Consider the following 17,712-nt stretch of genomic DNA (forward strand, 5'->3'; position numbering starts at 1 on the left):
CTCATGGAGCGACGACGCTTTCTCGCAGGAGCTGTGGGGGCCATCGGTGCCGGGGCGGTCCTTCTCGTGGGAGCCCCCACCGCCTCGGCCGTGGACACGCGCGCGTGGATGGGCGGACACGGGGACGGGACGGCCCTCCAGCGGCTCACCATCCCCGGCACCCACGACTCCGGCGCCCGGTTCGGCGGCCCCTGGTCCGAGTGCCAGAACACCACCATCGCCCAGCAACTGGACAGCGGCATCCGGTTCCTGGACATCCGGTGCCGGGTGACCGGCGGCTCCTTCGCCATCCACCACGGCGCCTCCTACCAGAACATGATGTTCGGCGACGTCCTCGTCGCCTGCCGCGACTTCCTCGCAGCCCATCCCTCCGAGACCGTCCTCATGCGGGTCAAGCAGGAGTACTCCTCGGACTCCGACGCCACCTTCGGCGCCCTCTTCAACGACTACCTCGACAACCGCGGCTGGCGTTCGCTGTTCCGCATCGGCGACGGAGTCCCGCTGCTCGGCGAGGCCCGCGGCCGCGTCGTGCTGATCGCCGACAACGGCGGACTGCCCGGCGGCCTCAGGTGGGGTGACAGCTCGCGCCTCGCCATCCAGGACGACTGGAACGCCCTCCCGAACGCCAAGTACCCCCAGATCGAGGCCCACTTCCGCAAGGCCGTGGAGCAGCCCGGCAGGCTCTACATCAACTTCGTCAGCACGTCCGCGTCCCTGCCGCCCCGCTGGAACTCCGACAACCTCAACCCGCGCGTCCACGGCTACCTCGACAGCGCGGGCGCGTCCGGTGCGAAGGGCCTCGGGATCGTCCCCATGGACTACCCGAACACCCGCTCAGGCCTCGTCGAGGCCCTGCTCCGGCACAACTGACCCCGCCGGCGGCGGGGTCGGCGCCCCCGGCAGCCGCACCGTCGCCACCGTGCCGCCGCCGGTCCCCGCCGGGGTCAGGGCGACCGTGCCGCCCGCGTGCCGGACCGTACGGGCCACGATCGAGAGGCCGAGGCCCGAGCCCGGGAGACTGCGGGCCGACGGGGAGCGCCAGAAGCGGTCGAAGACGTGCGGGAGCTCGTCCGGCGCGATGCCGGGGCCCTGGTCGCGGACCGTCAGTTCGCCCCGCATCAGGGTCACCTCGACGGTGCCGCCGGGCGGCGAGAACTTCACCGCGTTGTCGAGGACGTTCATCAGGGCCCGCTCCAGGGCGGCCGGTTCCGCCCGTACGTACCAGGGCGCCAGGTCCGTGACGAAGGTCAGCTCCGGGCCGCGCAGCCGTGCCCGGTCCAGGGCCGCCCGCAGGATCGTGTGCAGCGGCACGACTTCGAGGTGGCCCGGCTGCGCCGTGTCCGGGCGGGCCAGTTCCTGGAGGTCGCCGATCAGCGCCGCCAGCTCCGTCATCTGCGCCTTCACCGAGGCCATCAGGGCCCGCCGGTCGTCCGGCGGGATGGCCCGGCCGGTCTCCTCGCTGCGCGCGAGGAGTTCGACGTTGGTACGGAGCGAGGTCAGCGGCGTACGCAGTTCGTGTCCCGCGTCCGCGATCAGCTGCGCCTGCCGGTCCCTGGACGTCGCGAGCGCCGCCGTCATCGCGTTGAACGAGCGCGACAGGCGGGCGATCTCGTCCTCGCCCTCGACCGGGATCCGCACGGTCAGGTCCTCGGTCGCGGCCACGTGCTCGACCGCCCCGGTCAGCCGGTTCACCGGCTCCAGGCCGGTTCGCGCCACCCACAGGCCGGCCGCGCCCGCGCCGACGACGCCGATACCGGAGACCAGGAGCAGCACCCAGCGCAGGGTGGACATCGAGTTGTCGATCTCGTCGAGGGGGCGGGCGACGGAGACCGCGAGGCCGAGGGGGCCGTCCTGCCGGTAGGTGAAGACCCGCATCTCCCGTCCGGCGTCGTCCTTCACCGTGTGCAGCGTGTCCTCCAGCTGCCCCCGGGCCACGGCGAGATCCCCGTCCCCGGCCGGGATCGCGGCCGTGCCGGAGGTGCACACGCTGCCGTTCGCGAGGATCACCTGCACCGTGTACGAACCGGGCGCCAGCGGCTCTGTGGTGCCCTGCCGGCAGGAGGACAGCAGGCTCTGCACCCCGTCCGGGTTGAGCCGGGTGCTGCGCAGCGCAGCGTCCATCTCGTTCTCCAGCTGCTGCCGCGTCACGAACCAGCACGCGAGGGACACCGCGCCCACGGCCACCGCCACGGCGACCGCGGTGAGCAGGGCGAGCCGCGAGCGGAGGGGACGGGAGCGGAACCAGCTGAGGGGACTTCTCACTCCCCGCCTCCTCCGCGCAGCGCGTAGCCCACGCCCCGCACCGTGTGGACGAGGCGCGACTCGCCGCCCGCCTCCGTCTTGCGTCGCAGATACATCACGTACACGTCCAGTGAGTTCGAGCTCGGTTCGAAGTCGAAGCCCCATACGGCCTTCAGGATCTGCTCCCGGGTCAGCACCTGCCGCGGGTGCGCCAGGAACATCTCCAGGAGGGTGAACTCCGTCCGCGTCAGCTCGACCGTCCGCCCGCCGCGGGTCACCTCGCGCGTGGCGAGGTCCATCCGCAGGTCCTCGAAGGCCAGCACGTCGCCGGCGTCCTCGGCGACCGCCGTGGACCGGGCGTACGAGCTGCGCCGCAGCAGTGCCCTGATCCGGGCGAACAGCTCGTCCAGCTCGAAGGGCTTCACGAGGTAGTCGTCCGCGCCCGCGTCGAGCCCGGTGACCCGGTCGCCGACCGTGTCGCGGGCGGTGAGCATCAGGATCGGCACGGTGGAGCCTGACGCCCTGATCCGGCGGGCGGCCGTGAGCCCGTCCATGCGGGGCATCTGGACGTCGAGGACGACGAGATCGGGGGCGTACGACTCCATCCGGGCGAGCGCGTCCAGGCCGTCGACGGCGTCCTGCGTCCCGTACCCCTCGAAGGCGAGGCTGCGGCGCAGGGCCTCCCGTACGGCGGGCTCGTCGTCGACGATGAGGATGCGTTCGGGCTCGTGTCGCTGGGCGGTCATGGGCTCAGCGTCGCACGTCGCCCCGTCGCCGGTCAGTTGTCGCCGCCCGCGCGCAGGCTCTCCAGGTCGGCCTTCACGGTGTCGACCGGGATCGCGAATCCGAGGCCGACGCTGCCGGCCGTCGAACCGTTCGAAGAACTGGGCGAATACATGGCGGAATTGATTCCGATGATCTCGCCGTTCATATTGATCAACGCGCCGCCGGAATTCCCCGGATTGAGCGAGGCGTCGGTCTGCAGCGCCTTGTACGTGGTCTTCGACGAGCCGGTGTCGCCGTTGAACTGCTGCCCGCCGAACTCGAACGGCCAGCCCTGTCGGGGGTCGTACTGCTGCTCCTGCTGCTGCTGGTTCCGGCCGGCGCTGTCGTCGTCCTTGGCGACGGTCACGTCCCGGTCGAGCGCGGAGACGATGCCGCTGGTGACGGTCCCGGTCAGGCCCTCGGGGGAGCCGATCGCGACGACCTGGTCGCCGACCTGCACCTTGGACGAGTCGCCGAGCGTGGCGGTCTTGAGGCCGGAGGCGCCCTTGAGCTTGATGAGGGCGAGGTCCTTGTCGGGGTCGGTGCCGACGACCTCGGCCTCGTAGGACTTGCCGTTGCTGAGCTGCACGGTGATCGTGGACGCGCCGGAGATCACGTGGTTGTTGGTGACGATCTCGCCGTCGGAGGTGATGATCACGCCCGAGCCGGTGGACTTGCCGGAGTTCGAGGCCGCGGAGATCTCGACGATGGAGGGGGAGACGGCCTCGGCGACGCCGGCGACCGTGCCCGCGCTGCTCGCGGAGACGTTGGTGCCGTTCACGTTCGACGAAGCGGCGACGGGGGTGTCCGAGGTGAGCTGCTGGACCAGCGTCGCCGTACCGCCGCCGATCGCCGCGGCCGCGATGGCCACGGCGGCCATGAGGCCGACCCCGCGTTTGGCGCGGCGACGGGGGGAGCCGGGGCCTCCGGCGGGAGCGGCGGCCGGGGCGCCCATGTCGGTGACGGGCGGAACCGGCGGCCCCGACGGCGGCACGTGCCCACCGGACGGCCAGATGGTGGTGCCGGGCTCGGTGACGATCGGCTGGGTGGCGTGCGGCTGCGTCTCGTACGGCTGGTGGGCGTGCGCCTGCTGGGCGTGCGCCGGCGTCGCGTACGGCGGCTCGGTGGCGGCCCGCTCGGCGCCCGACGGCTGCGGGGCCGGGGCGTACGGCGGCCTCGGCGGCTGCGGCGGGTAGTAGGGCTGCTGCGGCTGCTGCTCCTGGAAGTCCGTCATGGCTACGACTCTCGGAGCCGTACATGAGAGCCGTCTGAGGACCGGCTGAGAAGCCCGACAGAAGCCTGTATGCCCGATATAAAGAGCCCTCCTGGAAGGGAGGGCTCTCGGTGGGGCGAACCGCTCAGCCGCCGTCGCAGCCGCAGGAGCGGCGGACGACCAGGGCCGACGGGAAGAGCTTCACGCGCTCGCGGCGCGAGCCCGCCACCCGGATCGAGTCGTCCAGGACCAGGTCCACCGCCGCCCGGGCCATCGCCGGACGGTCCGAGGAGATCGTGGTCAGCGGCGGGTCGGTGAGCGCCGCCTCCTTCACGTCGTCGAAGCCGGCGACCGCCAGCTCCGTCGGCACCTCGATGCGCAGCTCGCGCGCCGCCCGGAGGACGCCGAAGGCCTGGTCGTCGGTGGAGCAGAAGATCGCCGGCGGCCTGTCGGGGCCCGCGAGCAGTTTGAGGGCCACCTGGTAGGCGTCGTAGCGGTTGTACGGGGCCTGGAAGAGCCGGCCCTCGATCGAGAGGCCCGCCTCCAGCATGGCCCGCCGCCAGCCCTCCTCGTGGTCGGCGACCGGGTCGCCGACGGCCGGGGTGTTCGGAACGCCGCCCATGCAGGCCACGTACGGGTAGCCGTGCTCCAGGAGGTGCCGGGTGGCGAGCTGGGCGCCGCCGATGTCGTCGGTGACGACGGCCACGTCGTCGAGGGCCTCGGGCCGCTCGTGCAGCAGCACGACGCGTGCGTCCCAGGCCTCGATCTCGCTCGCGGCCCGCTCGCTCATGCCCTGGCTGACGAGGATGAGCCCGGAGACCCGCATGCCGAGGAAGGCCCGCAGGTAGTGGACCTCGCGCTCGTCGCGGTAGTCCGAGTTGCCGACCAGGACCATCTTTCCGCGCTCGGCGGCGGCCTGCTCGACCGCGTGCGCCATCTCCGCGAAGAACGGCTGCCGCGCGTCCGGGACGATCATGCCTATGAGATCCGTGCGCCGGGACGCCATCGCCTGGGCGACCCGGTCGGGGCGGTAGCCCAGTTCCTTGATCGCGGCGAGGACACGCTCGCGCGTGGCCGGGGCGACCGGCCGGGGTCCGTTGTTGATGACGTAGCTCACGACCGCGGTCGAAGTACCTGCCAGTCGAGCTACGTCATCCCGCGTCACCTTGGCCACGCGCGGCAGTCTACGCGGGGTGACCTACCTACCGGCAGGTCGCACTGTGGCGTCCGCCACGTTCCTGTCCTCCAGGGGGGTGACATCGCCCGTGGCGTCCTTGACGCGGGCGTTCACCCGGGCCTCTTCCTTCACACGGGCCTCCTCGGCCTTGGCACGGGCCTCCTCCGCAGCCCGCTCGACCTTCTCGGGGGTGACGAAGCGGTAGCCGACGTTACGGACGGTGCCGATGAGCGACTCGTGCTCCGGACCGAGCTTGGCCCGCAGACGCCGTACGTGGACGTCGACCGTCCGGGTGCCGCCGAAGTAGTCGTACCCCCACACCTCCTGCAGGAGCTGCGCGCGCGTGAAGACCCGGCCCGGATGCTGCGCCAGGTACTTGAGGAGTTCGAACTCCTTGAAGGTCAGGTCGAGGACCCGGCCCTTGAGCTTCGCGCTGTACGTCGCCTCGTCGACCGACAGGTCGCCGTTGCGGATCTCCATGGGGGAGTCGTCCGCGACGATCTGCTGGCGGCCCATCGCGAGGCGCAGCCGCGCCTCGACCTCGGCCGGTCCGGCGGTGTCGAGGAGGACGTCGTCGATGCCCCAGTCGGCGGTGACGGCCGCGAGACCGCCCTCGGTGACGACGAGGATCAGCGGACAGCCGGGCCCCGTGGAGCGCAGCAGCTGGCACAGCGAACGCACCTGCGGGAGGTCGCGCCGCCCGTCGACGAGGATCACGTCCGCGCCGGGGGTGTCCACGAGGGCGGGGCCCTCGGCCGGGGCGACCCGGACGTTGTGCAGGAGCAGGCCGAGGGCGGGCAGCACCTCGGTGGAAGGCTGGAGAGCGTTGGTCAGGAGCAGCAAGGCGCTCATCGCGCACCACCTGCCGTACCTGCCGTCGGTCGGTCGTGCTTCGGTCGCTCGCTCATAACGTCGGTTCCTCCTCGGTCCCTGCGAGGACGTGCACTGCTTCGTACAGACACTGTTCGTACGGGCACTGCTTCGTACGGATCACTGCCGGCTCTCGCGCCCGGAGAGCTTTTGTTCATCCGTCCGTAACAACGGTCGGAAAACGCAAAAGGACCCGGGGGCTGCGTCGCCCGGATCCTCTGCACAGGAGAATAGCCCACATGAGTTCAGAGGGAGAGGGCGGATTTCATATGGTGGATGTCTCCCTGATCACTTCCGGCTCCCGGCGAGCAATGTTGCGTACGGATGACGATGTCCGGATCGAGGCGGTTTACGAACCCTCCACGGCAAGTGTCACCGATACGGCGGTCACCGGTACGGCGGCCACGGCGGTCGTCGTGGCCCACGGGTTCACCGGGGCGGCCGACCGGCCCGCCGTCCGGCGCGCGGCCCGGGTCTTCGCCGGGCGCGGCGCGGCCGTGATCACCTTCTCGTTCCGGGGCCACGGCGGCTCCGGCGGCCTTTCCACCGTCGGCGACCGGGAGGTCCTCGACCTGGCCGCCGCCGTCCGCTGGGCACGTGAGCTCGGCCACGCGCGCGTGGCGACGGTCGGCTTCTCCATGGGCGGGTCCGTCGTCCTGCGCCACGCGGCCCTCGACCGCGAGACGGACGGACGCGCCGACGCGGTGGCCGCCGTCTCCGCGCCCGCCCGCTGGTACTACCGGGGGACGGCTCCGATGCGCCGCGTTCACTGGGTGGTCACCCGGCCGGCGGGCCGCCTCGTCGGGCGGTACGGGTTCCGCACCCGGATCGACCGCCGCGCCTGGGACCCCGTACCCCTGTCGCCCGTGCAGGCCGTGCCGCTGATCGCGCCGACCCCGCTGCTGATCGTGCACGGCGACCGGGACGCGTACTTCCCGCTCGACCATCCGCGCATGCTGGCCGGGGCGGGCGCGGCGGAACTGTGGCTGGAGCGGGGGATGGGACACGCCGAGAACGCGGCGGACGAGGAGCTGCTCGCCCGGCTCGGGGACTGGCTCACGCGCACATAGCCCATCATGGGGGGCGGCGCGCACACGAACGAAGGGAGCGCCGCTATGGCAGCGGGAACCATCCGCTACTGGGCCGCGGCCAAGGCCGCGGCCGGTGTCGCGGAGGAGCCGTACACCGCCGAGCACCTCGCGGAGGCCCTCGACGCGGCCCGCGCGAAGCACCCGGGCGAGCTCGTCCAGGTCCTCAAGCGGTGCTCGTTCCTGGTCGACGGTGACCCCGTCGGGACCCGGAGCCATGAGACGGTACGGCTTGCCGAGGGCGGCACGGTCGAGGTGCTCCCCCCGTTCGCAGGAGGGTGAACCACAGAGCATGAGCAACGACCAGTACTACGGCGGTCAGCAGTACGACCCGTACGCGAACGGGAACGCGAACGGGCACCAGGAGCAGCAGAGCCCCGACGTCACGCAGACGTGGGAGGGCCAGACCTGGGACACCCAGTACCAGCCGGCCGTCACGCACGAGCAGGTCCAGGCCGACCGGGCGGCGCAGGCCGCGCAGGCCCAGCAGCCCCAGCCGCCCCAGGGTCCGGTGTCCTACGGGGCACAGGAGGCCTACCAGCAGCACAAGCACCAGCACCAGCAGCAGCCGTACGAGGCGTACGCGACGCCGCACCAGGCCTCCTACGCGTCGTACGGGGCCCCCGCCGCGTACGACGCCGAGCCGCAGCAGGCGCAGGCCCCGGCCCCGGCCTCCGTGCAGGTCCAGGCGCCCGTCCAGGCCCCCGAGCCCGTCCCGGCGGCCCCGGCCCCCTCCGGTGAGGCGGGTCCCGGCTGGTCCTCGCCCACCACCTCCGGGAACACCCGGATCACCGACGCCCAGCGCGCCCGCGCCGAGGGCCGCTCCCCGATCATCGAGCCCGGGATGCAGCCGGCCGCGCTGACCGCCGTCCTCGGACTGCTGCTCGCCGGTGGCGCCGCCCTCGGCACGTACGGGCTCCTCGTCCCGCTCGTGCTGCTCCAGGGCCTCACCGCCGCCGGCTGGTTCCGGCTCAACGGCATGTGGCCCGCCCGGCAGGGCATCGCCCTCGCCTTCGCCGGCGGCCTCGCCGCCGACGCCGCCCTGCTCGCCACCGGCCGGGAGAACGCGGCCGCCGCGATCCTCGGCACGCTCGGCGTCTGGGTGCTGCTCTGCCTGGTCCTCCAGCTGCGCAGCCACGCCGACCCGGACGAGCGCATGTACGGCCTGATGGCCACCATCGCCTCGGCGGCGCTCACCGTGATCGCCACCGGACACCTCGGCGCCGACCCCGACGCGGTCGTCGTCGGCGGGGTCGCGGTCGCCGCGGCCGTCCTCGCCCGGGCGCTCCCGCTGCCCGGCCCCGTCTCCCTGGTCGCCGCGCTGCTGGCCCCGGCGGGCGCGGGGATCGCGGCCGGCGGTCTCACCGACCTGGGCTCCTCGGGGGCGCTGCTCGGCCTCGGGGCCGGGGTCTGCGCGCTCGTCGGCCTGCGGGTGGCCAGCTACGACTACCCGTCGCGCTTCGTGCACATGACGGCCGGGGTCGCGCTGCCGCTGACGGCCGCCGCGCCTGCCGTGTACCTGCTGGGCCGGGCCCTGGTCTGACCTCGCACACAGCCCTGAGCGGACCCTGATCCGGCCCCGATCGGACCCCGATCCGGCCAGGGCGCGGGAACCAACCGGCCCCCCGACACGTCGATCTTCGTGTCGGGGGGCCGGAATTCATCCATTTCCATCAGGGGGACGCACACCCATGCGAGCACTGCGGATTCTGTTGATCGTGGCCGTCGTGCTGGGCGGGGTCCTGGTGGGGATCGACCGGCTGGCCGTGGCGTACGCCGAGGACGAGGCGGCGGGCCGCGTGAAGCTCGCCTCCGTGGACAGCGATGCCATCGAGGTCGACATCAAGGGTTTCCCCTTCCTGACCCAGGTCGCGGACAAGCACTTCGACGAGGTCGACGTGAAGGCGACCGGCGTCAAGGCGCAGGCGGGCAGCAAGCTCGTCCGGGTCGGCGAGCTGACCGTGGCGCTGCGGGACGTGACCGTGACCGGTGACTGGTCGGGTGCGAAGGCGGGTTCCGCGAGCGGGACCGCCCTCATCTCGTACGCGGACCTCACCGCCGCCTCCGACCAGGAGGCCACCGTCGCCTACGGCGGCAACGGCAAGGTGAAGGTGACCGGCGGAGTGAAGTTCATGGGCCGCACGCTGACCCGTACGGTCCTCTCGACGGTGACCGTGGTGAACGGCGACACGATCCGGGTCCGGGCCGACGAGGTGCCCGGTGAGGGCATCCCGGGCATCGAGGACCTGGTGCGCGAGCGCACCGACTTCGAGCGCCCGATCGGGGTCATCGCCGGGATGAAGGTGGAGAAGGTCGAGCCGAGGCCGGACGGTCTGGCCGTCTCGGTGACCGGCAAGGACGTCGTCCTCGCGGGCTGACGGCACCGGAAAGCCGCCCGGGCGTCCTCTGGCATGTACCCGTTGGTCACATGCTGAGACACCACTGTCCGACCAGCAGAATCAGAACCGGACGTCCCGTTACGCGGGCGTCCGGGGCCTGCTCGCACGGTGATCGCGTCTCGCATCTCGGACGATCGCGTCTCAAAATACGACACACCGGTGACACGGCCGCCTGTCCATCCCTACGATCGAGGGCATGAAGCGACAGGCGGATCTCACGAAGCGGCGGGCAGTAGACCTGTGCCGCGTCGCCGCCATGCTCTGTCGCTCTGTCTGAGCGGGACTCACCACTCCCGTATTCCTCAGGCCCTCCCACCGAGGTCAGGGCCACCCCGTGTAGCCGTACGCACGTCCGTCCCGCACGTCACTTCTTGCCCGACGAGCCGCCCGCGACGAGGCGTACCGCACCACACCCGCACCACACCGCCGCACACTGCCCCGGAGGAGAACAGCATGGCTCGCAGCGACGTCCTGGTCGACGCGGACTGGGTCGAGGCCAACCTCGACAACCCGCAGGTCGCCATCGTCGAGGTCGACGAGGACACTTCGGCCTACGAGAAGAACCACATCCGCAACGCCATCCGTATCGACTGGACCCAGGACCTGCAGGACCCGGTCCGCCGCGACTTCATCGACCAGGAGGGCTTCGAGAAGCTCCTCTCGGCCAAGGGCATCGCGAACGACACCACGGTCGTCCTCTACGGCGGCAACAACAACTGGTTCGCCTCCTACGCCTACTGGTACTTCAAGCTCTACGGCCACCAGGACGTGAAGCTCCTCGACGGCGGCCGCAAGAAGTGGGAGCTCGACTCCCGCGACCTGGTCGACGGCTCCGCCGTGCCGGCCCGCCCGGCCACCGCGTACAAGGCCCAGGCCCAGGACTCCTCGATCCGTGCCTTCCGCGACGACGTCGTGGCCGCGATCGGCGCCCAGAACCTGGTCGACGTCCGCTCGCCCGACGAGTTCTCCGGCAAGCTGCTCGCCCCGGCGCACCTCCCGCAGGAGCAGTCGCAGCGCCCCGGCCACGTGCCGAGCGCCCGCAACATCCCGTGGTCGAAGAACGCCAACGACGACGGCACGTTCAAGTCGGACGACGAGCTCAAGGCCCTCTACGAGGACGAGCAGGTCGATCTGGCGAAGGACACCATCGCCTACTGCCGCATCGGTGAGCGCTCCGCGCTGACCTGGTTCGTGCTGCACGAGCTGCTCGAGGTCACGAACGTCAAGAACTACGACGGCTCGTGGACCGAGTACGGCTCCCTCGTCGGCGTGCCGATCGAGCTCGGCGCCAACAAGTAATTCCCCGGATCCTCCCCTCCTCCGGACCCCTCGACCGTAAGGACAGAACGACATGTGTGGAGCGCAGCCCGGCGGCCCCGACGCCTCGACGATCAAGCCCGGTGAGACCACCATCCAGGGCTTCGTGACCAAGGACGGCCAGCCCGTCACCGGTTACGTCCGCCTCCTGGACTCGACCGGCGAGTTCACGGCCGAGGTCCCGACCTCCGCCACCGGCCAGTTCCGTTTCTACGCGGCCGAGGGCACCTGGACCGTCCGCGCCCTGGTCCCCGGCGGCACCGCCGACCGCCAGGTCGTGGCGCAGCACGGTGGCCTCGCCGAGGTCGCCATCGCGGTCTGATCCGCGACACAGAACCGGCCGAAGGGTCGTGCCTCCTGGGGGGTTGGACGCCATTCCGGGACTTGAGGCACGGCCCTTCGGTCGTACCCTGAAGGTGTGTACGCACGACGTCGGCACGTCTACTTCTGGATGATGGGCGCCTGCCTGTTGCTCTTCGTGGGCGCCTGGGCGGTCGTGCGCCTCTTCTCGATGCCGGTGGCCATCGGCATGTGCGTGGTCGCCATGGTCATCCCCCCGGTCGCCGCGATGGTCGCGAACCGCCGGGGCCCGGAGGACCGCTGGTGGGACGACCCCTCGGGCGATCCGAAGTCGGACGAGTGGTGGGACGAGCTGGACGGCAAGAAGCGCCGGGAGCCCTAGGGCCGGACAGGCCTTGGCGGGCGCCGAACGGGATCCGTCGGGCGCCGGAAGCAGATCCTCGTCCTAGTAGACGAGCGCCTGCGTCTCGTCCGCCATCGCCTCCTGGACGAAGAGCTGGGCGCCGGCGATGCGGAAGCCCTCCAGGAGGTCCTTCTCCTCGATCTCGCGGCGGGCCGCGCACTGCGTGCAGACCGTGATGCGGCCGCCGCCCGCCAGAATCCCGTCGATCAGGTCCGGCAGCGGTGCGGCGTGCGGGAGCTCGAACTCGGCGGCGCGGCCCGGGAGGGCGAACCACGAGGACTCGCCGGTCAGCCAGAGCGAGACCGCGACGCCGCTGGCGGCGGCGACGGCGGCCACGGTGAAGGCCTGCGAGCAGCGTTCGGGGGCGTCGGCCCCCGCGGTCACCTTGATCACGAGCTTCTTCGGCATATGCCGAACTGTAATCTGCGGCACCGCAACCCCCCGTACCCCTCGCGTGTCTCGTGGGTGCGCGGATATCGGAATCCGCGCTTCAGGTCTCGTGGGGGGACTCTTGAGCAACGAAGAAAGTATCCAAAATCCGGAAACGGCACCGCCGCCGGATCCGGAGCCGGGGGCGGAAACCGCCCCTCCGGTCGCCTCCGACGAGGTGCCTGCGGATGTGGCTCCCGTCACCGCGCCGGCCGTACGGCCCCGCCGCCGGGTCCTCCGTACCGTCGGGCTGATCGCCGTCGCCGCCGTCCTCGGCCTCGTCGGCGGCACAGCCGTCGGCTACGGCATCCAGGCCGATCGCGAACCGACCCCGCTGCCCGCCCTGAACCAGCCGGGCCTCGCGTATCCCGCGAAGCCGCTGCCGAAGGGCGAGGAGCCGGAGCCGCTGTCGGCGAAGGAGGACCACCAGGCGAAGGCGCAGGGCGACCTGCGCAAACTGCTGCTGCCGAGGCCGGCGGGCGCGCGGGTCGACGGAGACGACGGGTGGCAGGCGCTGGACGCGTACGCCGACGGTTTCACCCGGCCCGATGGGGCGCTGGAGGCCGAGCTCGACTCGGGGGTCCGGCGGATCGCCACGCGCGCATGGCTGGTGGGCGAGTACAAGAGGGTCCAGATCAACCTCGTGCAGTACCGCTCCGGCTCCCTGCTCGGCGCCGCGGAGCACGTGATGGACCAGCAGCGCCTCGCCATCAGTGAGGAGAAGTCCGCCTCCCTCGGGAAGGCGGTGAAGGGCTCCTCGGACGGCCGCTACTTCGTCTACCCGGTAAGCCGTAAGGCGGGATACCTGGACGTGTACGAGGCCCGCGCCTTCATCCAGCGTGGTGACATCGCGATCACGATCCTCATGCACGACACACACAAGATCGCCGAGAACGAGATCCGTTCTCTGGCCGAGCGGCAGCTGGGGCGCCTGTGAGCGAGAAGTCGGGGAGCCGCAAGCGCCGGATCCTGAAGAACGTGCTGTCCTCCGTGCTGGTCCTCGGGGCCGTCGGCGGCGGTGTCGCGTACACCGCCGTCACCGTCGACGGTGCCGACCGGACCGCCCCCACGTCGGCGTGGGCGGATCCCAGCGCCACCGCGACCGCCGAGGACCCGGCCGCCGCCGGCCTCCTCCGGGGCCGGGCGTCCACGCCGATGAGCAAGCTCCTCCTGCCCGTGCCGGAGGGCTACGCGCTCGGGGCGGACATCGAGGGATACGGCAACGACGACGAGGTGCCCGCCAAGCAGGCCGCCGCCCTGCTCAAGCAGTCGGGCAAGGGCTTCTACGGCAAGAAGCGCCGTGCGTACGAGAAGGAGGTCGACCGGCTCGGCATCCAGGGCATGGCGATGCGCGCGTACGCCAAGGAGGACAGCACGCTCCAGGCCGAGGTGCTCATCCTGCGGATGAAGGACAAGAAGACGGTCCGCGAGTTCTTCGAGCTCCGTAAGGAGATGTCCGAGTTCCTCGAGCTGCGCAAGGGGCCGAAGATCAAGGAGTACGCGAAGAACTCCGCCTGCTACCTCGGACCCGAGCCCGCGAAGCCCGAGAACGACGATGACGACGTGCGGACGCCCGAGCTCCAGGACATGACCTGCTCGGCGTACGACGGCGAGGTCATGGTCACCGTCAGGGCGTTCGGCGCCCCGCCCTTCGACCAGAAGGCCGTGGCGGGCCTCGTCGAGAAGCAGCTCCGCCACATCGAGTCCCCGGGGGAGTACGTATGACCGTGACCGTGACCGAGACCGTGACCGAGCAGCCGGCCGAGCCGGAGGCCCCCGCTTCCCGGCCGGAGGTCTCCGCTCCCCGCCGCACCCGCCGTGTCCTGTGGGCCGTAGCCCGCTGGACCGCCGCCGTCGTCGTGTGCGGCGGCGTGGGTGCCGGGACGGCCATGGGGATCACCGCGCTCGACCGGAACGAGGTACCCGGTCTGGCGACGGAGAACGACGGCCGCTGGGAGTACCCGGCGCTCCGCCTCCCCGCGCTCCCGGCGGACCGGCCGCGCCCCTTCACCGAGGGCAACGACGGCGAGATCCACTACGCCGACGTCCGCGAGCTGCTGCTGCCCGCGCCGGCCGGTGCCACGCCCGACCCGAAGCTGACCGGCGGGTTCGTGTCCACGGACACCTACCTCTCCCTCTACGCGAAGGAGTCCCGCGACGATCTGCGGAAGAGCCTCGCGGACTCCACCCTGCGGCACATCGCCGCCTGCGGCTGGACGACTCCGGACGGCACCCGCACCAGCATCCATCTGCTCCGGTTCAGCTCCGTGGCGTACGCCGAGTCGTTCAAGGACCTGGCCCTGGAGGCGGACGGCGCGGACGGCCCCAAGGCCCTGCCGGACGGAGTGGACGGCGTCGTCCCGGAGACCTTCGCGGACGACATCGAAGTGCCGGAGACGAGCGCGTACACCTTCCGGGAGAAGAAGCCGTACGGCCCCGACCAGGTCCGTTGGGCCTACGTCCAGGCCGGCGACACGCTCGCGCTGATCACCCAGACCCGTGAGGGCGAGGCACTCGCCGTGCCGTTCCAGCAGACCGTCACCCTGCAGAACCAGCTGCTCGGCTAGTCACAGCGCGCGAGACCCACCTCACCGAGTGGGCCGGGTCCCCGCCCACTAAGCTGGGGTCCGGCCCGTTCCGCCTTCACTGCTCAGTCGAGGAGCACCCTGTGATCATCTTCTTCGAAACCCTCCTGGTCCTGGTCGCCGTCGGCGTGATCGCCTTCGCCGGTCTGGCCGTGAAGAAGCTGTACCAGGGCCAGCGCTAATCCTTCTCGCCAACCACTCCTAGAGAACGACAGAGCCGCTCATGATCGAGATCCCGTCCGACCTCAACCCGGGCCTCGTCCCCCTCGCGTTCCTGCTCGGTACGTGGGAGGGCGCGGGCGTCGCCGACTTCCCCGGCGCCGAGAAGTGCAACTTCGGCCAGTCCGTGACGTTCAGCCACGACGGCCGGGACTTCCTCGAGTACACGTCCCACGCCTGGGTCCTGGACAACGAGGGCAACAAGGTCCGTCCGCTGGAGAGCGAGAGCGGCTACTGGCGCATCGACAAGGACCGCAAGGTCGAGGTCGTCATGGTCCGTGACCAGGGCATCGTCGAGATCTGGTACGGCGAGCTCGCCGACCAGAAGCCGCAGATCGACCTCGCGACGGACGCCGTCGCCCGCACCGCGGCCTCGGGCCCGTACTCCGGTGGCAAGCGCCTCTACGGCTACGTCAAGAGCGACCTCATGTGGGTGGGCGAGAAGGCGACCCCCGAGGTCCCGCTGCGGCCGTACATGTCGGCGCACCTGAAGAAGGTCGTGACGCCGGAGGAGGTCGCGGAGATGGCCCGCAACCTGCCCGACATGCCGGACGACGGCATCGCCTTCTTCCGTTAGAACCTGGGGCGGTGCGCCGCGCCCTCCTACACTGGGGGGCGTGGTGAGCACCGACTGGAAAAGCGACCTGCGGCAGCGCGGCTATCGGCTGACGCCGCAGCGTCAGCTTGTCCTGGAGGCCGTCGACGCCCTCGAACACGCGACGCCCGACGACATCCTCGTCGAGGTCCGCAGGACCGCGTCCGGCGTGAACATCTCCACCGTCTACCGGACCCTGGAGCTCCTGGAGGAGCTCGGGCTCGTGAGCCACGCCCATCTGGGGCACGGGGCTCCGACGTACCACCTCGCCGACCGGCACCACCATCTGCACCTGGTCTGCCGGGACTGCTCCGAGGTGATCGAGGCGGACGTCTCGGTGGCCGCCGAGTTCACCGGGAAACTCCGCGAGACCTTCGGCTTCGAGACCGACATGAAGCACTTCGCCATCTTCGGGCGGTGCGCGGACTGCGCGAAGAAGGCCGCAGGGGCCGGGGAGCCCGCGGTCGAGCCTGTCGGGAAGGCCGCCGGGCACGGTGCCGGGAAGCCCGCCGACGACCGTGCCCGGAAGGACACCGGCGCCGAGTCGTAGGCTTTCTTCCATGCAGCGACATTCAACGACCAGCCCTCTGCTGTCCCTGCCCGGCGCCGTCGCCGCGGAAGGTCGCGACGAAGGTGTCGCCGCGCACTACGGCGACCTGTTCCGTGAGCAGCGTGCCCTCGCCGACGGACGCGGTTTCGTCGACCTCTCGCACCGCGGTGTCGTCGCCGTCACCGGTGACGACCGGCTGAGCTGGCTGCACCTGCTCGTCACCCAGCACATGACCGACCTGGCGCCCGGACAGGCCACCGAGGCGCTGATCCTCTCCGCGAACGGGCACATCGAGCACGCCCTGTACCTCGTCGACGACGGCGAGACGGTGTGGGCGCACGTCGAGCCGGGGACGCGGGAGGAGCTCGTCGCGTACCTGGAGTCGATGAAGTTCTTCTACCGGGTCGAGGTCGCCGACCGTACGGACGACATCGCCGTCGTCCACCTCCCGGCCGGCTCCATCGCCGAGGTGCCCGAGGAGGCCGTCGTACGGGAGACGCCGCACGGCCGCGACCTCTTCCTGCCCCGCGCCGACCTGGAGGCCTTCGGCGCCTCGCACGGCCCGGCCGCCGGCATCCTCGCGTACGAGGCGCTGCGGGTGGAGGCCCACCGGCCCCGGCTCGGCTTCGAGACCGACCACCGGACCATCCCGCACGAGATCGGCCTCATCGGCAGCGCCGTCCACCTCCAGAAGGGCTGCTACCGGGGCCAGGAGACCGTGGCCCGGGTGCAGAACCTGGGGAAGCCGCCGCGCCGCCTGGTCTTCCTGCACCTGGACGGCAGCGAGGTGCTGCTGCCCGGGCACGGCACGCCGCTCCGCCTCGCGGCCGACGGCGAGGAGGGCCGTCAGCTCGGCTTCGTGACCAGCTCCGTCCGCCACCACGAGCTGGGGCCGATCGCCCTGGCCCTGGTGAAGCGGAACGTGCCGGTGGACGCCCCGCTGATCGCCGGGACGACGGCGGCCGCGCAGGAGACCGTCGTCGAGCCGTAGGACGGCGCCAAGGTGGGCTGGATCCCGATGAGGTGGGCTGCAGCTCGATCAGGTGGGCTACACGTCGATCAGCACCGTGAACGGGCCGTGATTCGTGAGCGAGACGCGCATGTCCGCTCCGAACCGGCCCGTCTCCACGTGCGCGCCCAGTTCGCGCAGCCGGTGCACGACCTCGTCGACGAGCGGTTCGGCGACGGGGCCGGGCGCGGCCGCGTTCCAGGTGGGGCGGCGGCCCTTGCGGGCGTCCCCGTAGAGCGTGAACTGGGAGATGACCAGCAGCGGCGCGTTCACGTCCGAGCAGGACTTCTCGTCGTCCAGTACCCGGACGGACCAGAGCTTTCTGGCCAATTGGGCGGCCTTCTCCGGGGTGTCGTCATGGGTCACCCCGACCAGCACACACAAGCCCTCGCCGGTGATCTCACCGACGGTCTCCCCTGCGACGACGACGCTCGCGCCGTCCACCCTCTGCACCACTGCACGCATACGCCCCAACCTACCGAGCCGTGGTCAGTCCGACGGATGAGGGGCCGAACGGGTGCAGAGCGCCTGCACGCGCCCATGCAGAGTGGC

At 71.3% G+C, this 17,712-nt stretch carries 22 protein-coding genes; 15 read left to right on the forward strand and 7 right to left on the reverse strand.

The window, feature by feature from the left end; genetic code table 11:
• Positions 1–3: 3 nt before the first annotated feature.
• Positions 4–870 carry a phosphatidylinositol-specific phospholipase C gene (locus OG462_RS23800; protein ID WP_406060505.1) on the forward strand — a complete coding sequence of 289 codons (867 nt, stop codon included), beginning with the start codon at positions 4–6 and terminating at the stop codon, positions 868–870.
• Here the strand turns inward: OG462_RS23800 and OG462_RS23805 are convergent.
• The 5 genes from OG462_RS23805 to OG462_RS23825 form a co-directional block, all read right to left on the reverse strand.
• Positions 835–2,262 carry a sensor histidine kinase gene (locus OG462_RS23805; protein ID WP_406060507.1) on the reverse strand — a complete coding sequence of 476 codons (1,428 nt, stop codon included), beginning with the start codon at positions 2,260–2,262 and terminating at the stop codon, positions 835–837. The genes OG462_RS23800 and OG462_RS23805 overlap by 36 nt on opposite strands.
• On the reverse strand, positions 2,259–2,987 hold the full coding sequence (locus OG462_RS23810) for a response regulator transcription factor (protein ID WP_406060508.1): 729 nt from the start codon (positions 2,985–2,987) through the stop codon (positions 2,259–2,261). Before OG462_RS23810 ends, OG462_RS23805 begins: the two co-directional genes overlap by 4 nt.
• 32 nt (positions 2,988–3,019) lie before the next feature.
• Positions 3,020–4,240, reverse strand: a complete 1,221-nt coding sequence (locus tag OG462_RS23815; RefSeq protein WP_406060510.1) for a S1C family serine protease — start codon at positions 4,238–4,240, stop codon at positions 3,020–3,022.
• 124 nt (positions 4,241–4,364) lie between these two features.
• Positions 4,365–5,393: a LacI family DNA-binding transcriptional regulator gene (locus OG462_RS23820; protein WP_406060512.1), complete on the reverse strand. Its 1,029-nt coding sequence runs from the start codon at positions 5,391–5,393 to the stop codon at positions 4,365–4,367.
• 24 nt (positions 5,394–5,417) lie between these two features.
• The gene (locus OG462_RS23825; protein ID WP_406060514.1) at positions 5,418–6,248 is read right to left on the reverse strand and encodes a response regulator transcription factor; all 831 of its coding nucleotides are present in this window, start codon (positions 6,246–6,248) and stop codon (positions 5,418–5,420) included.
• 257 nt (positions 6,249–6,505) lie between these two features.
• Between OG462_RS23825 and OG462_RS23830 the strand changes: the two genes are divergently transcribed.
• From OG462_RS23830 to OG462_RS23865, 8 genes are all read left to right on the forward strand, one after another.
• Positions 6,506–7,336 (forward strand): alpha/beta hydrolase, encoded by an 831-nt coding sequence (locus tag OG462_RS23830; protein WP_406060516.1) that lies wholly within the window; start codon positions 6,506–6,508, stop codon positions 7,334–7,336.
• Positions 7,337–7,381: 45 nt separating this feature from the next.
• Positions 7,382–7,636, forward strand: a complete 255-nt coding sequence (locus OG462_RS23835; RefSeq protein WP_030323286.1) for a MoaD/ThiS family protein — start codon at positions 7,382–7,384, stop codon at positions 7,634–7,636.
• Positions 7,637–7,646: 10 nt separating this feature from the next.
• On the forward strand, positions 7,647–8,897 hold the full coding sequence (locus tag OG462_RS23840; protein WP_406060518.1) for a hypothetical protein: 1,251 nt from the start codon (positions 7,647–7,649) through the stop codon (positions 8,895–8,897).
• A gap of 148 nt (positions 8,898–9,045) precedes the next feature.
• Positions 9,046–9,732, forward strand: a complete 687-nt coding sequence (locus tag OG462_RS23845) for a DUF2993 domain-containing protein (RefSeq protein WP_406060520.1) — start codon at positions 9,046–9,048, stop codon at positions 9,730–9,732.
• A gap of 217 nt (positions 9,733–9,949) precedes the next feature.
• Positions 9,950–10,030 (forward strand): putative leader peptide, encoded by an 81-nt coding sequence (locus tag OG462_RS23850; RefSeq protein ID WP_350497993.1) that lies wholly within the window; start codon positions 9,950–9,952, stop codon positions 10,028–10,030.
• 176 nt (positions 10,031–10,206) lie between these two features.
• Complete coding sequence (locus OG462_RS23855) at positions 10,207–11,052, forward strand: sulfurtransferase (protein WP_406060522.1); 846 nt, start codon at positions 10,207–10,209, stop codon at positions 11,050–11,052.
• A 52-nt stretch (positions 11,053–11,104) separates the two neighbouring features.
• Positions 11,105–11,392, forward strand: coding sequence for a DUF1416 domain-containing protein (locus OG462_RS23860; RefSeq protein ID WP_015035121.1), 288 nt, complete (start codon positions 11,105–11,107; stop codon positions 11,390–11,392).
• A gap of 96 nt (positions 11,393–11,488) precedes the next feature.
• A complete protein-coding gene (locus OG462_RS23865) occupies positions 11,489–11,752 on the forward strand; it encodes a DUF3099 domain-containing protein (protein ID WP_073911713.1) in 264 nt (87 codons plus the stop codon).
• Positions 11,753–11,815: 63 nt separating this feature from the next.
• Here OG462_RS23865 and OG462_RS23870 read toward each other — a convergent pair whose 3' ends face one another.
• Entirely contained in the window at positions 11,816–12,181 is a 366-nt protein-coding gene (locus OG462_RS23870; RefSeq protein WP_406060525.1) for a DsrE family protein, read from the reverse strand.
• A gap of 211 nt (positions 12,182–12,392) precedes the next feature.
• On the opposite strand from OG462_RS23870, the gene OG462_RS23875 reads away from it, so the two are divergent.
• From OG462_RS23875 to OG462_RS23900, 6 genes are all read left to right on the forward strand, one after another.
• A complete protein-coding gene (locus tag OG462_RS23875) occupies positions 12,393–13,139 on the forward strand; it encodes a hypothetical protein (RefSeq protein WP_406060526.1) in 747 nt (248 codons plus the stop codon).
• Positions 13,136–13,927, forward strand: a complete 792-nt coding sequence (locus OG462_RS23880) for a hypothetical protein (protein ID WP_406060528.1) — start codon at positions 13,136–13,138, stop codon at positions 13,925–13,927. Before OG462_RS23875 ends, OG462_RS23880 begins: the two co-directional genes overlap by 4 nt.
• A complete protein-coding gene (locus tag OG462_RS23885) occupies positions 13,924–14,769 on the forward strand; it encodes a hypothetical protein (RefSeq protein ID WP_406060530.1) in 846 nt (281 codons plus the stop codon). The genes OG462_RS23880 and OG462_RS23885 overlap by 4 nt, the downstream gene beginning before the upstream one ends.
• Positions 14,770–15,010: 241 nt before the next feature.
• Positions 15,011–15,583, forward strand: a complete 573-nt coding sequence (locus OG462_RS23890) for an FABP family protein (protein ID WP_406060532.1) — start codon at positions 15,011–15,013, stop codon at positions 15,581–15,583.
• Between the two features lie 40 nt (positions 15,584–15,623).
• Positions 15,624–16,151: a Fur family transcriptional regulator gene (locus OG462_RS23895; RefSeq protein ID WP_406060533.1), complete on the forward strand. Its 528-nt coding sequence runs from the start codon at positions 15,624–15,626 to the stop codon at positions 16,149–16,151.
• A 10-nt stretch (positions 16,152–16,161) separates the two neighbouring features.
• The gene (locus tag OG462_RS23900; protein WP_406060535.1) at positions 16,162–17,142 is read left to right on the forward strand and encodes a YgfZ/GcvT domain-containing protein; all 981 of its coding nucleotides are present in this window, start codon (positions 16,162–16,164) and stop codon (positions 17,140–17,142) included.
• A gap of 57 nt (positions 17,143–17,199) precedes the next feature.
• Here the strand turns inward: OG462_RS23900 and dtd are convergent, their stop codons facing one another.
• Positions 17,200–17,625, reverse strand: coding sequence for a D-aminoacyl-tRNA deacylase (gene dtd, locus OG462_RS23905; RefSeq protein ID WP_364290993.1), 426 nt, complete (start codon positions 17,623–17,625; stop codon positions 17,200–17,202).
• Positions 17,626–17,712 lie beyond the last annotated feature (87 nt).

The sequence above is a fragment of the Streptomyces sp. NBC_01077 genome (genome assembly GCF_045162855.1).
GTDB lineage: Bacteria > Actinomycetota > Actinomycetes > Streptomycetales > Streptomycetaceae > Streptomyces.

Excerpts from the sequence above, each read along its gene's own strand:
- dtd (WP_364290993.1), bottom strand. The coding sequence starts at position 17,625 with ATGCGTGCAGTGGTGCAGAGGGTGGACGGCGCGAGCGTCGTCGTCGCA.
- OG462_RS23855 (WP_406060522.1), top strand. The coding sequence starts at position 10,207 with ATGGCTCGCAGCGACGTCCTGGTCGACGCGGACTGGGTCGAGGCCAAC.
- OG462_RS23830 (WP_406060516.1), top strand. The coding sequence starts at position 6,506 with ATGAGTTCAGAGGGAGAGGGCGGATTTCATATGGTGGATGTCTCCCTG.
- OG462_RS23890 (WP_406060532.1), top strand. The coding sequence starts at position 15,011 with ATGATCGAGATCCCGTCCGACCTCAACCCGGGCCTCGTCCCCCTCGCG.
- OG462_RS23840 (WP_406060518.1), top strand. The coding sequence starts at position 7,647 with ATGAGCAACGACCAGTACTACGGCGGTCAGCAGTACGACCCGTACGCG.
- OG462_RS23825 (WP_406060514.1), bottom strand. The coding sequence starts at position 6,248 with ATGAGCGCCTTGCTGCTCCTGACCAACGCTCTCCAGCCTTCCACCGAG.
- OG462_RS23900 (WP_406060535.1), top strand. The coding sequence starts at position 16,162 with ATGCAGCGACATTCAACGACCAGCCCTCTGCTGTCCCTGCCCGGCGCC.
- OG462_RS23845 (WP_406060520.1), top strand. The coding sequence starts at position 9,046 with ATGCGAGCACTGCGGATTCTGTTGATCGTGGCCGTCGTGCTGGGCGGG.
- OG462_RS23885 (WP_406060530.1), top strand. The coding sequence starts at position 13,924 with ATGACCGTGACCGTGACCGAGACCGTGACCGAGCAGCCGGCCGAGCCG.
- OG462_RS23860 (WP_015035121.1), top strand. The coding sequence starts at position 11,105 with ATGTGTGGAGCGCAGCCCGGCGGCCCCGACGCCTCGACGATCAAGCCC.
- OG462_RS23810 (WP_406060508.1), bottom strand. The coding sequence starts at position 2,987 with ATGACCGCCCAGCGACACGAGCCCGAACGCATCCTCATCGTCGACGAC.
- OG462_RS23870 (WP_406060525.1), bottom strand. The coding sequence starts at position 12,181 with ATGCCGAAGAAGCTCGTGATCAAGGTGACCGCGGGGGCCGACGCCCCC.
- OG462_RS23850 (WP_350497993.1), top strand. The coding sequence starts at position 9,950 with ATGAAGCGACAGGCGGATCTCACGAAGCGGCGGGCAGTAGACCTGTGC.
- OG462_RS23835 (WP_030323286.1), top strand. The coding sequence starts at position 7,382 with ATGGCAGCGGGAACCATCCGCTACTGGGCCGCGGCCAAGGCCGCGGCC.
- OG462_RS23815 (WP_406060510.1), bottom strand. The coding sequence starts at position 4,240 with ATGACGGACTTCCAGGAGCAGCAGCCGCAGCAGCCCTACTACCCGCCG.
- OG462_RS23800 (WP_406060505.1), top strand. The coding sequence starts at position 4 with ATGGAGCGACGACGCTTTCTCGCAGGAGCTGTGGGGGCCATCGGTGCC.